Raw genomic sequence first — 20,225 nt, 5'->3', positions numbered from 1 at the left:
CGTTACAAGCCGAACTCACGCTTTATATCATCCACACGGTCGAGTTTCTCCCATGTGAACAATTCTATTTCCATCGTCTTCTTCTCGTGATAATGACTTGTGAATGTCTTGCTCACCACCTCTGGGCGGCGGCCCATGTGTCCGTAGGCTGCCGTCTCGCTGTACATGGGCTGACGCAGCTTGAGCGAACGCTCGATGGCCTTGGGGCGCAGGTCGAACAACCGCTCTATGCGTGCGGCTATCTCACCGTCTGTCATGGCCACACGACTGCGACCGTATGTGTTGACATAAATATTCATCGGACGGGCCACACCAATGGCGTAGCTCACCTGGACAAGCATCTCGTCGGCCACGCCAGCGGCTACCATGTTCTTGGCAATGTGACGAGCAGCATAGGCTGCTGAACGGTCTACTTTGCTCGAATCCTTGCCACTGAAAGCCCCACCTCCGTGTGCCCCCTTGCCGCCATAGGTATCGACGATAATCTTGCGGCCGGTGAGACCGGTGTCACCATGGGGACCGCCAATGACGAACTTGCCAGTAGGGTTGACATAGTACTTGATGTCGCCGCCGAACAGTGCGAGTACCTTCTCTGAGTGGATCTGTGACTTGACACGGGGCATGAGTATGTTGAGAACGTCGTCCTTTATCTGTGCGAGCATAGTGTCGTCGTCGGCAAAGTCGTCGTGCTGGGTGGACACAACTATAGTATCGATGCGTTCGGGAATGCCGGCGTCGCTGTACTGCACCGTGACCTGACTCTTAGAGTCGGGGCGCAGATATGTCATAAACTTGCCTTCCTTGCGTATGTCGGCGAGTGTACTCATTATGAGATGAGCTATATCGAGCGATACGGGCATATAGTTCTCCGTCTCGTTGGTGGCATAACCGAACATCATGCCCTGGTCGCCGGCACCCTGCTCATCGTCATTTCCGTTGTCCACACCGCGGTTGATGTCGTCGCTCTGCTCGTGTATGGCACTCAGTATTCCGCACGAATTACCGTCAAACTGGTATTCGGCCTTGGTATATCCAATCCGCTTTATGGTGTTGCGGGCTATGGTCTGCAGGTCGATATACACATCGCTGCGCACTTCGCCCATTATCACTACCTGTCCGGTGGTTACGAATGTTTCACAAGCCACACGCGCACGGTCATCATATGCAAGAAACTGATCAAGTATGGCATCGCTTATCTGGTCGGCAACCTTGTCGGGATGGCCCTCAGATACTGATTCTGATGAAAAAAGGTATGACATAATATATATCGTTTTTATATTTCTTAATTGGATTTGCAAATGTACAATAAAATAGTGAGATTATACACCGGCAGGATAAAGAAAATGATTTTTCTTTAGAGGAAAGATACGGAAAACTGAGATAAGAACAGAATAAAAAGAACGTTTTCTTTTCAATTGAGAATAGAGAATTTATCAATTAATATATACGTTTAAAAGATAAAAAACGGATATATCACAATGCAAACATTGCATGGAATAAGAACATAATCTTGTTTTTGTCCGCTTGTAACATATTGATATTCAATATTTATTCAGCCGATAAAAACAAGATTATGTACCTACAGGCCTGAAAATCGGATTTTCGACAAATCCTCATGTCTTTTGGCGTATAATAAAAATTCTCTTACTTAGAAATAATAAGCGGCAGACACTTGCCATGAGTTCATTCGACTACCCTTAGAGAATACCTGCTTTTTGGCTTCGTCAAAAACATTAAACTCACCAGTCTTTCCACATGCTATATTGTATGTGGCTCCTATTTCGAACTTGCTCATCAACGAAACACCAAAACCAAGGTTGACACTGAAGTTGGACTTCTTCAATGAGAAACCTGCAGAGCCCTCCTCTTCTGCATAACTGAATACGTTTTTATCACCGATATTATAACCGAACTGCGGACCTGCTGCCAGATAAATGCTTGCCATGCTGCCGAGACCGATGCCATAACGGACATTGATGGGTACGTTGATGCTACGCAGAGAAACTTTCTCGTCTTCCAATTTGGCATCGCGCTGGTCATAGAGTGCAGAGGCATCAACCCCAAGACCTACAATAGGCAATGTCACCTTGACTGTAGGACCGACAAAAAAACCGGTCTGATTTGATTTGTCAATGACATCCATATTCAGACTCATGTTCGTAACATTAAGACCTCCTTTGAGACCGAACTTTATCTGAGCCTGTGAAGGAACAGCCGCAATCAATACCACGGCAAACATTAAAGATGTAAATACTCTTTTCATAAGCATTCTTTTTTATTGATTAATAATTAAAACTATCCCATTAAACTGTTTTTCCATAACAACATACACGACTTCTAATGACGCTCACGACGCACGGACACACGTGGAGCCGACGAACCACCGGACGATATACGAGACTTGGGCGCCTTGGCTACCTTTGACGACGAGCCTCGGCGTGTGCGCTGACGGGCAACCTTGGCCGCTTTCCTGGCTGCCTTGGGATCGAGGGCGGCAATGCTGTCGAGCGTGTCTTTCTTCTCTTCAGTCGCACCGAAAAGGCCTTTTTCGAATACTTGCAGCTCCTGCTCTATGCGATTCTGTTCCTTAGTCATGGCAGAGTCGGTGGTGCAATACTGCGACAGCGTGCGGCCAAGCATATTGGTGGTCTTGTATATCTTGCCCTTATAGCGGGTGAGCGTGAAGAAGTCGTCCATGGTCATGGTTGCGGCGTTGTTGAGATTGCTCGTCATCACCGTCTGACGGGTCAGAAACGGCTCCAGATCGCTGTACTTAACCCAAAAAAGCGGATATTTGGCAGATTCGCCTCCGAAATCGTCCTCACGCATCATCACCGGGCAGAGCGAGAGCACCTTGCGGCGGAACGAGGAATTGGCCTGGTCGTAGTAGGCGCTCTCCTTCAGGTAGAACATCTGCACCTCAGCCGAAGGTATATCGCTATTATCCACCCGCAAACGGCCGCCACGCTCTTCGTAAAAGATATGGTAGTTTTCGAGCAGGGTCTTCATCTGCACGCGGGCGGAGTCGGTGAACAGTTCGTTGCCGTCGAGACGATATTCGTATATGGGGATGTATCCGCCCAATGCCAGTTTGAAGATGTAGGTGAACAGGTTGAGCTGTCTGCCTACGGGTTCCACCGGATAATACAGACCGGCATTGGCATCTTCGGTGAGGTTCACCTCGCGGTAGATGTCACGCCGCCACACCACGTCCTCCGGCATTTCGATGGCTGTGGGGAACATCAGCTGGGCGCGGCGTGTGGCCTGCGATGCCTGTGTCTGGGCCTTGTTCCGGTCGGCGGCGTTACGCCGGGCCTTGGGCTGTGCCATTGCCTGGCCGGCCGCTAAAGCTATAATCAGTATAAACAAATATCTTCTCATATATTTTCTTGTAGTGGTTTGCAGGTTTTGTATGGGCTGTCGGCAGATGGCCGCACGGCTACTTCACTATCACCTCCATTGATGTAGTGAGGCTGCGCTGTATGCCGTCGGGACCTACAGCCGTGATTCTTGATATATAGAACCGGCGGTTGCGTGACAGTTTGCGGAAGGTCTCTTTCTGGCGCGCCGAGAAACGGGTGCCGTCGCTCACCATCGGCACGGCATTGCCCATGTTGTCGAAGAACACGGTCTCAAAACCTTGCACCTTAAAGCCGATGTCGAGTATTCCGTCGTCAATGGCGGCACCGATGCCGTCGGCAGACAACAGGTTGCCCTTGCTCAGTCCGCCGCCTTTATAGCGTGTGGGATTGCCGTGTTCATCGGTCATGGCTATGTATGGCGTAGGATCGGGCAGCTTGCGCACACGGAAAGTGAACTGACCCATCTGCTGAGCACGTCCTGTATTGGTGGAGGTGACAGTAATGGTAACATCCTTTCCCACTGCCGACGGACGAGCGATGTATTTACCCGGACCAACAGGTTGAAGCACTCCGCCTGTCATCGTGGCCTGTATCTTGGTAAGCGGCACTCCGGGTACACTGATACTAAGCGGATTGCTGTATCCGGCATAAAGCACGTTCATAAGGTCGGCGGAGACGGTGGCGCTCGGGTCTACCACGGTGTATTTCTGACTGAAGTCACGCCGGATGCGTTCGCCGCTGCCGTTCACCATCTCGATATGACCGGCCAGGGTAAAGTCTCCCGTTGCGTTGCATATCGTCTCGTAGAGACCGCCCGTCAAGTTGGTACGGCGCTCACCTATATATATTTCCGGCACCTGGGTCGTATCCACAGCAGCCATAACGATATGCGCAGAAAACTTATCACCACGCACAATGGTTTGGGAATTAGGTATAACGAAAGCATTGAGAGAGTTTACACGTATGTCCTTGACATCGATATTGGCCACCAAAGTGTGCAACACTTCTCCCTCGGCATAACGTATGTCGCTCTGCAGCTTCGACAACAGCGTGACTGCTGCTGCCACCGGCATGCCTTCAAACATATATTCCTGCCAGTTCTTTCCCATCGACATAGCATTGGCCGGTATCTGCGTGGCAAGATTGCTTTCTATGACAGAACGCTGTACCGAGTCGCTCACCATTGCCAGGATACGTTCACGGAAAGAATTTATCGATTTATAAAGTTCGGTTCCCTTGCCTGTACCAGGAGCAAGCATCACCTGCGTGGCAGCCTCAAGATCCTCCTTGCCCTTAATATTCTTCACGTCACCGTTCTTCCCGTCAGCCTCACGCACTATTGCCAGTTTCAATTCTTCGGCAAAGTTGTAGAGAGAGTCGCTCATATGCCTCACTTCCTGTGCCTTGTCGAACCATGCCTTGACTTTGGCAGGATTGGACTTCATCTGGGCTTCAAAGTCATCGTATATAACCTGATTCTCCTTTGCTGAATTGACCGTAGTGCGATTAAGGCTTTCCTCAACAATGGAAAAGCCGTTGAGCACCTCCGTCGAAACATTCAACGCAAGCATTGCCATGAGGACGACATACATCAGGTTTATCATCTTCTGGCGTGGAGATACCGGTTTTTTCTTTATTGCCATATTTCTTTCAATTATGGAATAGGGATTATGCATCAGTGGCCCCGCCAACCGAACTACCCCCGGTTCGCATTCATATTCACTGTCATAGCCTCTATCATACGGGCATAAATCTTGTTAAGCTCTGCTATCTGCTCGGCCATATGGCGTGACTGCTCGTTAATCTGGTCAATGGTACCAATTTGTGCACTGGCTCCCTTCAACTGCATCTCATAAACCTTACATATACCGGTGAGCGTGCGGTTGAGGTTCTCCATCTCCTCTGAATCACGCGTAAGACGTTGGCTCTGCTCCGACACACGGGCAAGCATTTCCGTAAGCTTATTGAGTTCGTCAACATAGTTGCTCGTAGCCTCTTCCATTTCTGGAGATACCGGCCGCTGGCTATTTATCCACGAAGGAATGTCACCGACAGCAACAGTACCACCTTGTGAACCAACACCATTACCTACCCCGACGAAGCCTTCTTCAGAGGCCGCCACTGTCTGCATATCACCGCCTACCGACCCGCCACCACCGATAACAATAGTCCCTCCTGACACTCCACCGGCTACAACAACTCCGGATACTGATTCCGTGCCACTGACATCAGAGGATTCTGTTTCCGTATCTTCGTCACCGACATGCGTAGGTAAATCCTTGTCTATCGCAGTCTTGTCGAAAGGCCGGTCGAAAGCCGAGATAAAGAACACTATAACCTCAGTGCCCATTCCAAGATAGAGCATGACATTGGCTCCGGGCAAATGTGTCAACTTGAAAAGCGTTCCAAGAATAACGATGGACGCACCCCAACTGTAGGCATAGTTCAGAAACGTCTGGCCCGGCACACTGTCAAGCCATCTCTGTAACTTATATACGATATTGTATTTGCTATATACTGTCATCTCTTCTTCTTTTTTATTTTCTTAGACTTATCACTTGTAGTATTTGCGAGGCTGCGCACACAACGGAATCCTATGTACGAGCGCGGCTGATTCTGATATTCCGACGAACGCCATGCCGAACGTATATACGACTCGGGATCTTTCCAGGAACCGCCTCGCACGCTTTTCCGCTTCAACCGGTATGGATCTTCCTTGGCGGCATTGTAACGCAACTGCGGATTTATATCGTTCATAGCCTCAACACCAGCCTCGGTATATACTGTACTTGTCCATTCGGCTACGTTTCCGGCCATGTCGTACAGGCCGTTGCTGTTGGCAGAATAGATTCCGGTCTTGCTCGTTATAAGATTGCCGTCCTTGGTGTAATTGCCGCGGTCGGGCTTGAAATTGGCAAAGAAGCACCCGTCCTCACTTGCCACATCGGTCTGTTCCCATGGGAATTCGTTCTGATCTTTTCCACGTGCAGCATACTCCCATTCGGCCTCGGTAGGCAGACGATATCGCTGTACATAGCGTGCAGCAGCACCAAGTCCTTTGAGAAGATATTCAGTACGCCACGCGCAAAAGGCATTGGCCTGTTCCCACGTAACGCCCACAACGGGATAATCGTTGTATGCAGGATTACAGAAATACAAACGCATGTATGTCTCGTTATCGGCATTTGGAAAGTCGTTGACCCAACATGTCGTGTCAGGATAGATATTCACTATATAAGTGTTCAGGAAATCCCAAGGCCCGCTAAGCTGTCGCTCTATGGTCTGACTCACGATACGACCCTCATCATCTATATACGCCGTATCCTTGGATATCCACACTTCTTGCTCGGGATTTACCGTTACATCGGTATTCAAACTGCGGTCCTGCGGGTTCATACGATATTTGCGCAACGCAGCAGTCGTATAGTCATAAACTTCGTAACGATAGTTCATCTGTGCGGCATCGAGCATCTTCTCACCCGTAACAGGATTGGTTGTATATACGCTCTCAATGGCTCTCAATTCGTCCTCATTGGGTTTTCGCGGCAATGCTTTCTTCCAATTCAAATGCGGTTTCACAGGGTCGCCATTCTTGTCCTCCTCTATCTTATATGTCTCGTCACCGCCATAAGCAGGATCGGCAAGACGCTCTCGTATGATAGAATCGCGTACATAATTCACAAACTGACGATACTGCGAGTTTGTGATTTCAGTTTCATCCATCCAAAATCCTTCTACCGAAATATCTTTCACTGGAGTTTGCTTACCCCAAAGACTATCCTCCTTCTCTATTCCCATCTTCAAATGCCCACGCTTTATCAAGGTCATACCGTATGGTGTAGGCTCAGTGAACGGACGTCCACCGGCTCCTGTCACCTCACCACCTGTTGCCGTAGACGTGGCTCCGCCAAAGCAACCGGTCAGCACAAGCAGTCCTATGAAACAAAGAGAGATTATACATTTCTTCATACTCATTCTTTTATTATATTGTAGGCTACAATAACCTCACGCTTTTATGTTTGTTCTTTCCTTTTTTCTGCAAGTTTATATCTGTCTGGTAACCTATGAATATTTCATGACTTCCATTGCCGATGCTGACGGCCGATGTATATATCTCATAGCTGTATCCAAGCATTACTCCGTGAAAATTGCCACCTATAAGTACCGTCACCGAGTTGGTGGGACTGTATGACACTCCTCCATACATCACTTTCTTGTCGTGCGTATATTTCACCCTACCAGTCACATCTACTCTATAGGCAGTTCCGTCGGTACGAGCCAATACGGAAGGATGTATAGATAACAACGGATTTCTCAACTTTATATTGTATCCTCCTGTCAAATAATACGTTCTATCTATCTTAAATTCCTGTGAATCGCCCAATCTCACCGTCGGTGCCGTAGCATGCAGAACGGACAGGCCCGCATACCAATCACGGTGTGTATAATACAATCCCGCACCAAGATCAAATCCTGTTCCGCTCACTTCCGATGATGGGAATGCCGGGTCATTGGGCACATCGGTATCCACCTTGGAGCCGTCGAAAGACTCGCTTAGCAGTCCAAGATTGACTCCAACCGCAATCACACCCCCAAACAGTTTGTTACGGTAAGCATACTGCAACGCAAAAGTTTTGTGTGAAAACAGACCGATCTCGTCGTTCATAAAACGTGCTCCCACACCGTGATAAGATTTCAGGAAATAAAAAGGGACATCACCGGCAGCATACATCGTACGCGGATTATTCTCAAATCCCGTCAATGTCATGGCATAGGCTCCCACCGCATTTATTTTAGCCTCTTTACCTACAGATGCAGGATTAAACGACGGCTCCATTGCCCAATAGTGGGAAAAGGAGGCATCATACTGTGCTCTTACCGACAACGAAGCTAAAAGCACAAATATCAATATAGCAAAACAATGCTTGTGCACGATTATATAACGGGCATCTAAGTTTTTTATTGTATCTCAGATTATATCGTTTCTATCTCCTTTGCCGTCAGGCCCGTAGCCTTAATTATCGTTTCCATAGGTACACCAAGCATCTTGAGGTTTCGTGCTGTTGCAAGCACTCCTTCTGCACGACCTTCTGCACGACCCTCTGCACGACCCTCTGCACGACCCTCCTCACGACCCTCTGCACGACCTTCCTCACGACCCTCTGCCCTGCCTTCCTCACGGCCTTCTTCCCTCTCTGTATATATATTGTCTTTAAGTATGACAATATTGTCAAGATGACGGTGATAGGCTTTCAACTCATCCTTGTTCATGCGTTCCAGTTTCAAGCGCTCACGCACAAGGTCAAGTCCTGGAGCTGTGGTCTCGTCTGGCACCTCGCCCGTATTGAGATAGTATATCCATTCCTCAAGAGGAGTGGTGGCGACTTTGTTGAAATCGTTCACTTTCAGAATATAGTACTCGGGATATAGGTCGCTCACGGTCGAGGCATTGAATCTCTGCTTCTGAAACGGTGACAGGTCAAGCACATCACCGTTATGTATGCCGCGAAACTCTGTCTTTCCGTGATACACGGTATCGGTGCCGGTTCCAAGAGAAAAGTATACAATGTTTATACTGTATATCTTCTTAACATCCTTGTACGTTTGGCCGAGTTCTATATATTCGGTGACAAGTTTGGACGTGCCGAAAAGCATACGCTGGAAATACGCGTACTCGCTGTTGTTCTGGACTTCTATGATGAAAAGATGTCCACGGTCGTTCTCTGCAAGAATATCCACACGATTATACTTGTCGTACTCGCTCTCCTGATTGCTTTCGCTCTCAAGAAGGCTTCGGATGCGGATGTTCTCTCCGAGCAGGGTAGTAACAAACCCCTCAAGAACTCCGAAATTGGCCTTGTTTCTGAGAAGGCGCTTCATAGCCCAGTCAAATCGGATGTAGTTGCTCATAAGCCAGCCATCGTTTTTTTATTAATAAAAGAGTTTCAACGGCAAAGATAGCAAGATTTTACCGCTGCACAAAATATCCGTAAAACTTTTCGCAAGATAGAAAAACAAAAACATATGGATAACGCTTCTGATACAGAAAAGACAAACCCTAATACCTTTTTGGCAGAAATACAATCGTTACTTCCTGTAGTCCGTGAACACACTATAACTATCCACAATTGGCAGCAGGAACAAGGCTTTACTCATATCATCAATACCGACATTTATGTATTTTTATAAATCGCAAATTTTCTATATTGAGAAAAATCATTATCTTTGTAGAATCAAATACAATAAACTCCATTACACATGACTATCAACAGATTATTGCTATCAGCAACACTTCTCCTGACCGTAACAGGAATCCGCGCCCAACACGAAATAGGTTCGATCACAATACAGCCTAAAGCAGGAATGAATGTGGCAAACATAACGAACGATGACGACGCTACATCCAGAATCGGCCTTGCATTTGGAGCCGAGATTGAATATCAGATGACAGACATCGTAAGTATCTCCGCCGGAGCCATATATTCAATGCAAGGCGCCAAAGCCGGTGTCTATACTGAAGACTTTTCCAAAGCCGACGCCACCCTGAAGCTCGACTACATAAACATACCCGTACTTGTCAATGTGTACGTGACAAAGAATCTGGCTGTAAAAGCAGGATTGCAACCGGCTTTCAACGTCACCCACAAAATAAAGGCTGAAGCCTACGGAATAAGCGCCGAGGCGAACGTGCCCGGGACAAGATCTATAGATTTGTCCATTCCTATAGGACTGTCTTACGAATTCCGGAATTTTGTAATAGACGGCAGATACAATTTCGGGGTGACTGATTTCGTGGACGAACAGAAATCGAAGAACAGCGTATTCCAATTTACCGTAGGATACAAATTCGACATATAAGACAGACCATGTTTCACCACCGAACCATACATGCCTACACCGGTGGTGAAACATAGCCCCGGACTGTGGTTATGCAAGTGTAATAATCCATCAGACAACCCGACATAGCCAGTGCAATATTCCCACGCCGGTACTGCAATCTGCACAAAACAAATGGCACACCAACTCAAGCCCTAACCAGTCATTGGATTGGGGGGGGGGATAAAATCCACCTAATCTTTTTGGATAAAAAAAGATTTTTTATTCTGCCGATTTCTTCATCTCACATTTTTGATGTAACTTTGTATAAAACAAGCAACAAACAGCACCCCACAACACATCTTGTCATGAACAAGCCACTCACAGTATACAAAGCCAGTGCAGGAAGCGGAAAGACATTCACACTGGCTGTGGAATATATCAAGTTACTCGTACTGAACCCGCAGAGCTATCGCAACATACTGGCCGTAACTTTCACCAACAAGGCCACCGAAGAAATGAAAATGCGTATATTGAGCCAGCTATACGGTATATGGAAGCATTTGCCCGACTCACGTACATACACAGACAGAATATGCGACGATCTCGACATGAAACCCGAAGCCGTAAGCCAACGGGCAGGTATAGCACTCCGTCTGCTTATACACAACTACGGATACTTCCGGATAGAGACCATCGACTCTTTCTTCCAGACCGTACTGCGCAACCTAGCCCGCGAACTTGACCTCACGGCCAACTTGCGCATAGAACTGAACGATACTCAGGTAGAAGAACACGCTGTAGACAAACTTATAGAGGAACTTGACACAAATAACGAAATCCTGCGGCTCATCATCGAATATATAAACGACAATATTGCCGACGACAAGAGCTGGAACGTGATAGGACATATAAAGACATTCGGCAAAACCATCTTCCGCGACTTCTACAAGGAAGAGAGTCGGACTATGGCCGAAAAGGCCGGCGAACGGACATTCATGAAACAGTATGCCGAAAAGATGCGCCGCGAGATGGACGATTCGCGTAGACGGATGGAATCCATCGCCGACGAGTTTTTCGAGGTGTTGGCATCCGAGGGACTCAGCGTCGACGACCTCTCATACAAAAATTCGGGGGTTGCCGGCCTGTTCATCAAGATGAAGAATGGAACATTCGACGAAAGCATCGTCGGAAAACGTGCCACCGATTGCCTGACAGACATCGGCAAATGGTATTCTGCCAAAAGTCCGAAGCGCGACACAATCCATGCCCTTGCACTCGGTCCGCTTACCGATCTGCTGCACATGGCTATTGAAGAGCGTCCGCGACAATGGCGGCGTTACAAGTCGGCCGAGCTTACCCTGCGTCATCTGTATCAGCTGCGCCTGTTGGGCAGCATCGAGAACAAAGTAAGAGAACTTAATGAAGAGGCCAACCGTTTTCTGCTGAGCGACACCCAGCAACTGCTGCACTCGCTGATAAGCGGGAGCGACTCGCCGTTCATATTTGAGAAAATCGGTACACAGCTGGAACATGTTATGATAGACGAGTTTCAGGACACAAGTTCGGTACAGTGGCGCAACTTCAAAGTGCTGCTCATGGAGTGCATGAGCCACGAGAACGCGTCAAACCTTATTGTGGGTGATGTAAAGCAAAGCATTTACCGATGGCGTTCGGGCGACTGGCGCCTGCTCAACAACATAGACAACCAGTTTTCCGACAGTGAAAGAATGCTCAACGTAAAGTCGCTCACGATGAACTATCGTTCGGCCGGCAACGTGATACATTTCAACAATACATTTTTCAAACGTGCAGTAGAAGCAGAATGCGAAACCATCGGCGATGACAAAGACGCACTTCATGCCGCACAACTACGCAGTGCCTACGCGGACGTATCCCAACAAATGCCGGAAAGAAGCATCGGGAACGGATACGTCAGCGTCAAACTTTTACCGGGCGATGAATATGAACAGTCAACGCTCGACGAACTGACAGACACCGTAAAACAGCTCTGCAACAACGGCATTGATGCCGGCAGCATTGCCATCCTGGTACGCACCAACAAGCATATCCCCCTTATAGCCAAACACATTACCGAGCACATACCAGATGTGAGAATCGTATCCGACGAGGCTTTCCGTCTCGATGCGTCACTCGCCGTATGCACACTCATACAGGCTCTGCATCTTCTTACCCACCGCGATGATGTCCTAACACGGGCAAACCTTATCAAAACCTACATGCTGAACATAAAAGGCCAAGGCATCAGCGAACAAGATATTGCCGACCATTCCCAGACGTTGCTGCCCGAAGCCTATACTGACTGTATGGACGAACTGTCAGCCATGCCACTCTACGACCTTACCGAACGGCTATATGCCATTTTCCAACTTGAGCGTCTCAGCGGACAAAGTGCATACATATGCGCATTCTACGACCAGTTGAGCACATTTACCCAAGACCATATTGCCGACATCGATTCCTTTGTGGCCGAATGGGAACGCACCATACACAACAAGACAATACAAAGCGACGAACCGGACGGCATACGTATCATATCCATACACAAGAGCAAAGGACTGGAATTTGACAACGTAATAATCCCTTTCTGCGACTGGCAGTTGGAAAAGACCAGCGGCAACATTCTGTGGTGCAAACCCACGGAAGCCCCATTCGATGAGATGCCGATAATCCCCGTAGACTATAGTCGCAAAGGTATGACGGGTACAATATACGAAAAAGACTACATGGACGAGTATCTGCAAAACTGTGTGGACAATCTCAATCTGCTCTACGTAGCATTCACACGTGCAGGGCGCAATCTGTTCGTCATAGGGCGGCGCGACACCAAAAATTCGCGCTCACAGCTCATACAGGCCTGTCTGACCGATATTGCCACAGAACTTCATGCCACCATTACCGGCATGGATGACGGTGACAACGAACACCCCATAACATTTGAATACGGATCACTTACTGTAAAAGACAATAGCGGGTGCCATGACTACATATCGGACAATGTCTTCACGCAATCAATAACACCCATACACATCAATATCGCGACATTTGCCAACAAAACCGAGTTCGTGCAGAGCAACCAGAGCCGGGATTTCATTTCCGGAGACAATGGAGAAGAGAACGACCGGAAGGAATATATCAAGGCTGGAAACGTATTACATAAAGTGCTTTCCGAGATACGCACGACAGACGACATCGACGGTGCCATGCAACATCTTGAAAACGAGGGCATGCTCGACAAGACATCGGCAGAGAAACTCACGGCAATGATGCGCAAGCGGCTGTCATCTCCACAAGTAGCCGACTGGTTCGACGGCAGATGGAAGTTGTTCAACGAGTGCTCCATCCTCTCAACCGCAGAGTCGGGAGAAATTATAGAGCGTCGCCCCGACCGCGTGATGACCGACGGAAACAAAATGATAGTGGTTGACTTCAAATTCGGCACACCAAAAGAAAACTACCGTAAACAAGTACGTGAATACATGCACTTGCTCGAAACCATGGGGCACGAAAACGTGGAAGGCTATCTATGGTTCGTGTACGGTAATAAAATCGAGAGAGTGGACTCCTAAACAAAAAGAAAAGCATATGAAGACATTCCTGGAGCATGTCGCCCATGACATAATAAACAAATACGGATACGATCTGTCGCGCGTGGCTGTGGTTTTTCCAAACAAGCGCGCAGCACTGTTCATGAACGAATATCTCGTGCGCATAGCCGGACGCCCTATATGGAGCCCCGCATATATCACCATCAGCGATTTATTCCGTCGTCACTCGTCACGCAGGACAGGCGACCAGATCAAACTGATTTGCGACCTGCATAAGTGTTTCACAGAATGCACCGGCATCGATGAGACTCTCGACCACTTCTACGGATGGGGACAATTGCTGTTGGCCGACTTTGACGATCTTGACAAGAACATGGCCGAGGCGGACAAGGTTTTCGCCAATCTTCGTGACATACACGAACTGGACGACGTTTCATATCTGAGCAAAGAGCAAATAGACATCATCAGGAGATTTTTCAGCAACTTCAGTGAAGAGCACAATTCAGAATTGAAACGTCGTTTTCTAAGTCTGTGGAGTCATATCTATGACATCTACAACACATTCAACGAACGTCTTACATACGAAGGACTGGCATACGAAGGAGCCCTTTACCGCGAAGTGGCTGAGAACGTGAACATAGAATTCATGTACGACACATATCTGTTCGTTGGCTTCAACGTACTGCAAAAAGTGGAAAGACGTCTTTTCGAACGACTGCAAAAACAAGGACGTGCCCACTTCTACTGGGACTTCGACCATTATTATATGCCGCACGGACACGACCTTCGCCATGAAGCCGGGCATTACATATCGCAATATCTTCAGCTGTTCCCCAACGAACTCGACAATACCGACGGAAATATATACAATAATTTTTCACGTCGTAAAGACATTACTTTCGTTTCCGCGCCTACCGAGAATGTCCAGGCACGCTATATCAGCCGATGGCTGAAAGAAAACGGACGCATCGAAGCCGGACGGCGCACAGCCATAGTCCTGTGCAACGAAGGGCTGCTGCAAACGGTAATACACTGTCTGCCTGATGAGGCTGACAAGGTGAACATCACTACCGGATACCCGCTGGCACAATCGCCGGTTGCCTCGTTGATATCACAACTCATAGCGCTGCAAACCGGCGGATACATGGCCACGTCTGAAAAATACCGGCTTCAGGCTGTAAACACCGTCCTGAAGCATCCCTACATGAAATTTATATCCGAAAAACACACCGAGCTTTACCGCGCACTCAATATTGATGCAAAAGTATACTACCCCACCCGCGAACGGCTCTGTACCGACGAAGGCACATCACTGCTTTTCGGCAGCATCGACGGATACAGCAGCGCAGAATTGTCAGGACGCATCGCCGAATGGATTATCGACATACTGAAACTCATAGCCTCAAACGCTGACGACAGCGCGGACCAGATGTTCAAGGAAGCCCTGTTCCGCACATACACACTGATGAACCGCCTCGCCGGACTGATACTCTCTGACGATCTTGTCATCGACGTGATTACACTGCAACGGCTGATAGGCCAACTGCTGAAGTCCACCTCGATACCTTTCCACGGCGAACCGGTAGTAGGAGTGCAAATCATGGGAGTGCTCGAAACACGAAACATCGACTTCGACCATGTGCTCATACTTTCAGCCAACGAAGGAAATATGCCCAAAGGTGTCAACGACACGTCATTCATTCCATACGGCATACGCAAGGCCCACGAACTGACCACGGTAGACAACAAGGTGGCCATCTACGCCTACTACTTTTACCGTCTCATCCAGCGGGCAAACGACGTCACCATATTATACAACAACTCAACTGACAACGGCACCACAGGTGAGATGAGCCGCTTCATGCTCCAGATTCTCGTGGAAAGCAATCACAATGTCGGACGCCGGTCGCTCCAGTCGGGACAGAGCTCCATCAAATTCGCCCCCGTTGAAGTCTGCAAGACCGACGACATAATGAACCGGCTGCTCCTGCGCTTCGACAAGAACCGAAACGGACACAAGGAAGGCACACCGCTGCTCACACCGACAGCCATCAACAGATACATGCGATGCCCCAAACAGTTCTACTATAATTATGTGTGCGGTTTACGCGAACCCGAGACCGACGATAGCGACGAGATTGACAACCGAATCTTCGGAAATATATTCCACGAAGCATCACAGAAAATATACGAACGGATAACCGCAGGCGGCACACACATCACAGCCGACAATATAAAATGGATGCTCAGCCACGGAGCAGAAATAGAACGCATTGTCGACGAAACATTCATGGAGGAACTGTTCAAACTGCCCAAAGGGGCAGGCACACGTCCCGAATACAATGGTCTGCAACTTATCAACCGCGAAGTCATCATCACCTATCTGCGCAAATTGCTCCGCATGGACATGCAACTGGCACCTTTCGACATCGTCGGACTGGAAACAGACGTGATAGAGGATATGGAAGTATGCGGAGGCGGCAGTGTCCGGTTCCGCACCACAGTAGGCGGACGCATTGACCGTCTTGACTGCGTGAACGACGGCACAGGAGAGCGCATCCGCGTGATAGACTATAAGACCGGAAGCCGCCGGTTGGAGTACATGCCAGACATAGCCGCCATATTCGATTCTGCAAACATAAGCAAGCACAGCGACTACTACTTGCAGACATTCCTCTACAGCAGCATCGTAAGCAAATCCGTCCTGACCAATCCGCGAAACCTACCCGTCAGCCCCGCCTTGCTCTTCATTCAGCATGCCACAGGAAGCGACTACGACCCGACACTCTGCTTCGGCAAAAATCCGGTCAGAGACATCAACGATTGCCATCAGGAATTTGAGACGCTATTGCACGAAAAGGTAAACGACATTTTCAATCCGGCAATTCCTTTCGTCCCGACATCCGATGATGATATCTGCCGCATCTGTCCATATATGCAGCTATGTGGCAATTCCGGGAAATAGACCTTTCCGGAATTGCCACACTATTTGTCCTATCCTGCCTTTGGGCACGACAACAAGAAACACTTATTTCCCATGTAGCAGACGATAGAGCTCACTGTCATGCTTTTCCGTGAATTGCGGGTCAAGCTCCATAACACGTTTCCACATCACTTCGGCTCCCTCCTTGTCTCCCGACCTATATAGGTGCTCGCCCTTGCTGTCATAAAGGTTTGCTTCATACGGACTTACTGCTATGGCGCTGTCAATGACTGCAAGGGCCTTTTCGTATTGACGTCTGCGGGCATAGAGGTAGCTCATTTGATTCATAGCATCAATCTTTGCTTTGGCATCCTGATTCTGAACCGCCGCCTTTGTATACATGCAGATTGCCTCTGCCGTATCAGCAACAACACCTAAGCCGCTCTCATACATCCAGCCCAATTGATACTGCGCTGCGGGAACTTCTTCGGCTGCATCTTTCATCAGGCGGAATACTTCTTCTTCAGCATGCTTGCTTCTCTTCCTCGTGTCTAAGGCCGCAAAATAACTGACACGCCCTGTCCTTAACATCCTGTCTGGACATAAGAGAATGAAGTTTTCATCAATTTTCACACCTGATGACTTAGCTATCTCTTCTATAATTTTCCGATATTCTTCCTCGTAAGTGACCACCTTATAACTATGGATCTTACGAAGTGCCTTTAAACAGTAGGTTGATTCGTAATCTTCCAAAGACTTTACATCTTGGCAATCATTAACAGTGACGGCTATCCATACATTATCGCGTCCTTTTATAGGAAAAGCCCAATATTTCAGATTATTACGGCTGTAAGATATTTGAAGAGTCAAGCAAAGTATACCGGTACTGTCCACATCTATAGAATCTACAATATAATATAGTTTAGACGAGAGATCCGTCTTTGCATCTATATAGGATAAAGTCTCTGTATTATTCTCTTTGACAGCCCGCGAGACCACCCAGCCAAAGTAAAATATTGCCACAAATACAGCAATGAACAATATCACTCCATACTCTATAAAAAAGTATTTCCACCTTGTGGAACGGGGCATCTCAAAATCAGAACGTGGTTGTGGGCGTTGTTTCCGCTGCGCAGCCATAGCTTCCAATTCTTCGTCACTGATATCGTCCAACGAAATATAGCCTCCATGTTTTACAACTTCCTCTTCTTTCCACGACAATTTTATAGTCCCCTTACGCTGCGGTATACCGAAATGGTCTGTCAGGACAGAGAACATTTCATCGGAATTAGAACCTTCGCCTCCTGAGATATACAGCCAAAGTTTTCTACCCGTAAGCAAATAGATACGACTGTATTGATAATAACTTTTCTCAGTTTCCACCTGCTTTGTTTCTACACAGAAGCAGTCCACGTCCTTCAGCATTATCTGATAATTCCACTTCGGGTGTAAAAGATACTTGACCTCAATTCTGTCGCTATAGACTTTTACACTACGCATGAACCAAATAGCACAGAATCCAAATGTAAGAATAGTTATGCTTGTTCCTACAAGCATTATACCTAATCTAGCCCCACCACTATCGATGAGAAACAAGCCTATTAGTTCCCAAAACAGTTTAGTGCACATAGCAAATAGCAACAATGCAGCAGCAAGGATGGAAGGATATACCAACCACTTATGTCTCGACTGAATAATAATTTTATCTTCCATATCAATATCAAAGTAACTATCTTTTCCTTATGTCTCACAACATTTCAATCAAATGCCTTTATAACAGAAAGTGTATCAAAATACGACTCATCCAAACAAATATGGACATTTTTTGTATTTTGATACACTTTCTTTTCTTGTCCGAAGATTCACACCAAACCAATATGGCGTGCTTCAATACTCATCTTCGTTGAACAGAAAGTCCTCCTTGGTAGGATAATCGGGCCATATATCCTCGATGCTTTCGTATACATCGCCTTCATCTTCTATTTCCTGCAAGTTTTCCAATACTTCGAGTGGAGCGCCCGAACGAATCGCATAGTCAATGAGCTCGTCCTTTGTTGCAGGCCACGGCGCATCTTCAAGCTTTGAAGCCAATTCCAGTGTCCAATACATAGTCTTTAAAGTTTATCAATTTCTGAATATTGCGCAAAAGTAATAATTTTCTTCTTATTTACAATGATTAGTCCACACTTTTTCACTAATACCGGCCATAATATTATTTTTTTTAGCTAAAACGAACAGATAGTCTGACAATCTGTTGAGATACCTCTGTATTTCAGGAGATACGATGGCATTCTCTGACAATGCCACCACACACCGTTCGGCCCTGCGGCAAACCGTACGGCACACATGCCCGATAGCGGCAGCCGGACAGCCCCCCGGCAGTACAAATCCTTGTGCCTCCGGCAGAAAATCCATTATCCTGTCTATCTCTTTCTCCAAAAGTTCCGTCTCACCCTCGTTCAGTTTCGCCGAATCATAAAGAGGAGTACAACTTTGGTCTGTTGCCAGATGCGTACCCACCACAAACAGATTGCTCTGTATGCGTTCCACCATATCCTTGTCCGGTCCGTCAGCCATATATGCCGCAAGCAGACCCATCTGCGAATTGAGTTCGTCAACCGTTCCGTAAGCCTCCAGACGAATGTCTGCCTTATTGATACGGATTCCACCTACAAGGCTTGTAGTCCCCTTGTCACCGCTTTTTGTATATACCTTGGTTATCTTCATCATATATCGTTTTAATTGTCATATATCGATATTACACCGACAAACTAAAAATTAATCTTATAACTCTGCTTATAACGCTTCAAATCAAAAAATACTATGCCTGCATAATACAAATCGAACGTAACCCCAACTCTCTCGTCAGCCTTTATTTCCCGCCAGCGGGCCTTTGCCTCCTTATCGGCGTATATATCCTCAACGACCATTATGGAACTTTCTCCGGCAACACCTATGACCTTGGCTAAAAGTGAAGTGAAGTCCGCATCCGACACAGATATGACAAACAATCCTTTCACGATATGGTCAACCGACATTGTTTGCATCTCCATCCTTCCTATTATCAAAGCCTTGTTGCATCCGGCATGGAGATAGCCATAATAAGCCTGTGCACAAAAGGAACCGAATATGACATCAGGTTGTAGAAAATTCGCAATTCTGAAATAAAGACAACACAACTTACGTGTCTTCCAATCTACATGCGGCATGAGAGCTTTCAAATCAGAATAAGAATAGTATGGATAATGCTCGTTGACCACATAACGGACAAAAGCATAATCTGACGGTGACTGTATTCCGAATCCCCGACAACAATGTATACGCATCAACCAAACAAAAAAACTTCTTAAACTCTGCATAGCTATAAAACGCAGATACGGCTTTCTTATTGTATCCCCATACAACGAATTGGAATTTCATCAATCACATCCCACACAAACACACAAAAAAATCTCCCCCGCCCGTTTCACCGGACAGGGGAGACATAAAGAAAAGAAGGCGGCCTCCTACTCTCCCGCATTGCATTGCAGTACCATCGGCGCAGGCGGGCTTAAC

General features: G+C 47.4%; 15 protein-coding genes. 3 read left to right on the top strand and 12 right to left on the bottom strand.

Annotation, left to right across the window (positions count from 1 at the left end; all coding sequences use genetic code 11):
• Positions 1-2 precede the first annotated feature (2 nt).
• The 8 genes from metK to HPS55_RS09805 all read right to left on the bottom strand — a co-directional run bounded on the left by metK (position 3) and on the right by HPS55_RS09805 (position 9,272).
• Positions 3-1,259 (bottom strand): methionine adenosyltransferase, encoded by a 1,257-nt coding sequence (metK, locus tag HPS55_RS09840; protein WP_172177794.1) that lies wholly within the window; start codon positions 1,257-1,259, stop codon positions 3-5.
• A 389-nt stretch (positions 1,260-1,648) separates the two neighbouring features.
• Complete coding sequence (locus tag HPS55_RS09835; RefSeq protein WP_172177796.1) at positions 1,649-2,263, bottom strand: porin family protein; 615 nt, start codon at positions 2,261-2,263, stop codon at positions 1,649-1,651.
• 74 nt (positions 2,264-2,337) lie between these two features.
• A complete protein-coding gene (gene porN / locus HPS55_RS09830; protein ID WP_172177798.1) occupies positions 2,338-3,381 on the bottom strand; it encodes a type IX secretion system ring subunit PorN/GldN in 1,044 nt (347 codons plus the stop codon).
• Between the two features lie 58 nt (positions 3,382-3,439).
• Positions 3,440-5,005 carry a type IX secretion system motor protein PorM/GldM gene (porM, locus tag HPS55_RS09825; protein ID WP_172177800.1) on the bottom strand — a complete coding sequence of 522 codons (1,566 nt, stop codon included), beginning with the start codon at positions 5,003-5,005 and terminating at the stop codon, positions 3,440-3,442.
• Between the two features lie 53 nt (positions 5,006-5,058).
• Positions 5,059-5,886, bottom strand: coding sequence for a type IX secretion system motor protein PorL/GldL (gene porL, locus HPS55_RS09820; protein WP_172177802.1), 828 nt, complete (start codon positions 5,884-5,886; stop codon positions 5,059-5,061).
• The gene (porK, locus tag HPS55_RS09815; RefSeq protein WP_172177804.1) at positions 5,883-7,337 is read right to left on the bottom strand and encodes a T9SS ring complex lipoprotein PorK/GldK; all 1,455 of its coding nucleotides are present in this window, start codon (positions 7,335-7,337) and stop codon (positions 5,883-5,885) included. Before porK ends, porL begins: the two co-directional genes overlap by 4 nt.
• Positions 7,338-7,356: 19 nt before the next feature.
• Entirely contained in the window at positions 7,357-8,295 is a 939-nt protein-coding gene (locus tag HPS55_RS09810) for a PorP/SprF family type IX secretion system membrane protein (RefSeq protein WP_172177806.1), read from the bottom strand.
• A gap of 41 nt (positions 8,296-8,336) precedes the next feature.
• Complete coding sequence (locus HPS55_RS09805; RefSeq protein WP_172177808.1) at positions 8,337-9,272, bottom strand: PD-(D/E)XK nuclease family transposase; 936 nt, start codon at positions 9,270-9,272, stop codon at positions 8,337-8,339.
• A gap of 354 nt (positions 9,273-9,626) precedes the next feature.
• Here HPS55_RS09805 and HPS55_RS09800 point away from each other — a divergent pair, with 354 nt between their 5' ends.
• The 3 genes from HPS55_RS09800 to HPS55_RS09790 all read left to right on the top strand — a co-directional run bounded on the left by HPS55_RS09800 (position 9,627) and on the right by HPS55_RS09790 (position 16,712).
• The gene (locus HPS55_RS09800; RefSeq protein WP_172177826.1) at positions 9,627-10,220 is read left to right on the top strand and encodes a porin family protein; all 594 of its coding nucleotides are present in this window, start codon (positions 9,627-9,629) and stop codon (positions 10,218-10,220) included.
• Positions 10,221-10,546: 326 nt separating this feature from the next.
• Entirely contained in the window at positions 10,547-13,768 is a 3,222-nt protein-coding gene (locus HPS55_RS09795; RefSeq protein ID WP_172177810.1) for a UvrD-helicase domain-containing protein, read from the top strand.
• A gap of 16 nt (positions 13,769-13,784) precedes the next feature.
• The gene (locus HPS55_RS09790) at positions 13,785-16,712 is read left to right on the top strand and encodes a PD-(D/E)XK nuclease family protein (RefSeq protein ID WP_172177812.1); all 2,928 of its coding nucleotides are present in this window, start codon (positions 13,785-13,787) and stop codon (positions 16,710-16,712) included.
• A gap of 63 nt (positions 16,713-16,775) precedes the next feature.
• Here HPS55_RS09790 and HPS55_RS09785 read toward each other — a convergent pair whose 3' ends face one another.
• From HPS55_RS09785 to HPS55_RS09770, 4 genes are all read right to left on the bottom strand, one after another.
• On the bottom strand, positions 16,776-18,383 hold the full coding sequence (locus HPS55_RS09785) for a tetratricopeptide repeat protein (protein ID WP_172177814.1): 1,608 nt from the start codon (positions 18,381-18,383) through the stop codon (positions 16,776-16,778).
• A 174-nt stretch (positions 18,384-18,557) separates the two neighbouring features.
• Entirely contained in the window at positions 18,558-18,779 is a 222-nt protein-coding gene (locus tag HPS55_RS09780) for a DUF2795 domain-containing protein (RefSeq protein ID WP_021852076.1), read from the bottom strand.
• Between the two features lie 54 nt (positions 18,780-18,833).
• The gene (locus HPS55_RS09775) at positions 18,834-19,397 is read right to left on the bottom strand and encodes a cob(I)yrinic acid a,c-diamide adenosyltransferase (RefSeq protein WP_172177828.1); all 564 of its coding nucleotides are present in this window, start codon (positions 19,395-19,397) and stop codon (positions 18,834-18,836) included.
• A gap of 44 nt (positions 19,398-19,441) precedes the next feature.
• Positions 19,442-19,999 carry a hypothetical protein gene (locus HPS55_RS09770; RefSeq protein ID WP_172177816.1) on the bottom strand — a complete coding sequence of 186 codons (558 nt, stop codon included), beginning with the start codon at positions 19,997-19,999 and terminating at the stop codon, positions 19,442-19,444.
• Between the last annotated feature and the right edge of the window lie 226 nt (positions 20,000-20,225).

The sequence above is a fragment of the Xylanibacter rodentium genome (genome assembly GCF_013166575.1).
Lineage (GTDB): Bacteria > Bacteroidota > Bacteroidia > Bacteroidales > Bacteroidaceae > Prevotella > Prevotella rodentium.
This window is presented reverse-complemented; position numbering and strand designations above follow the sequence as displayed.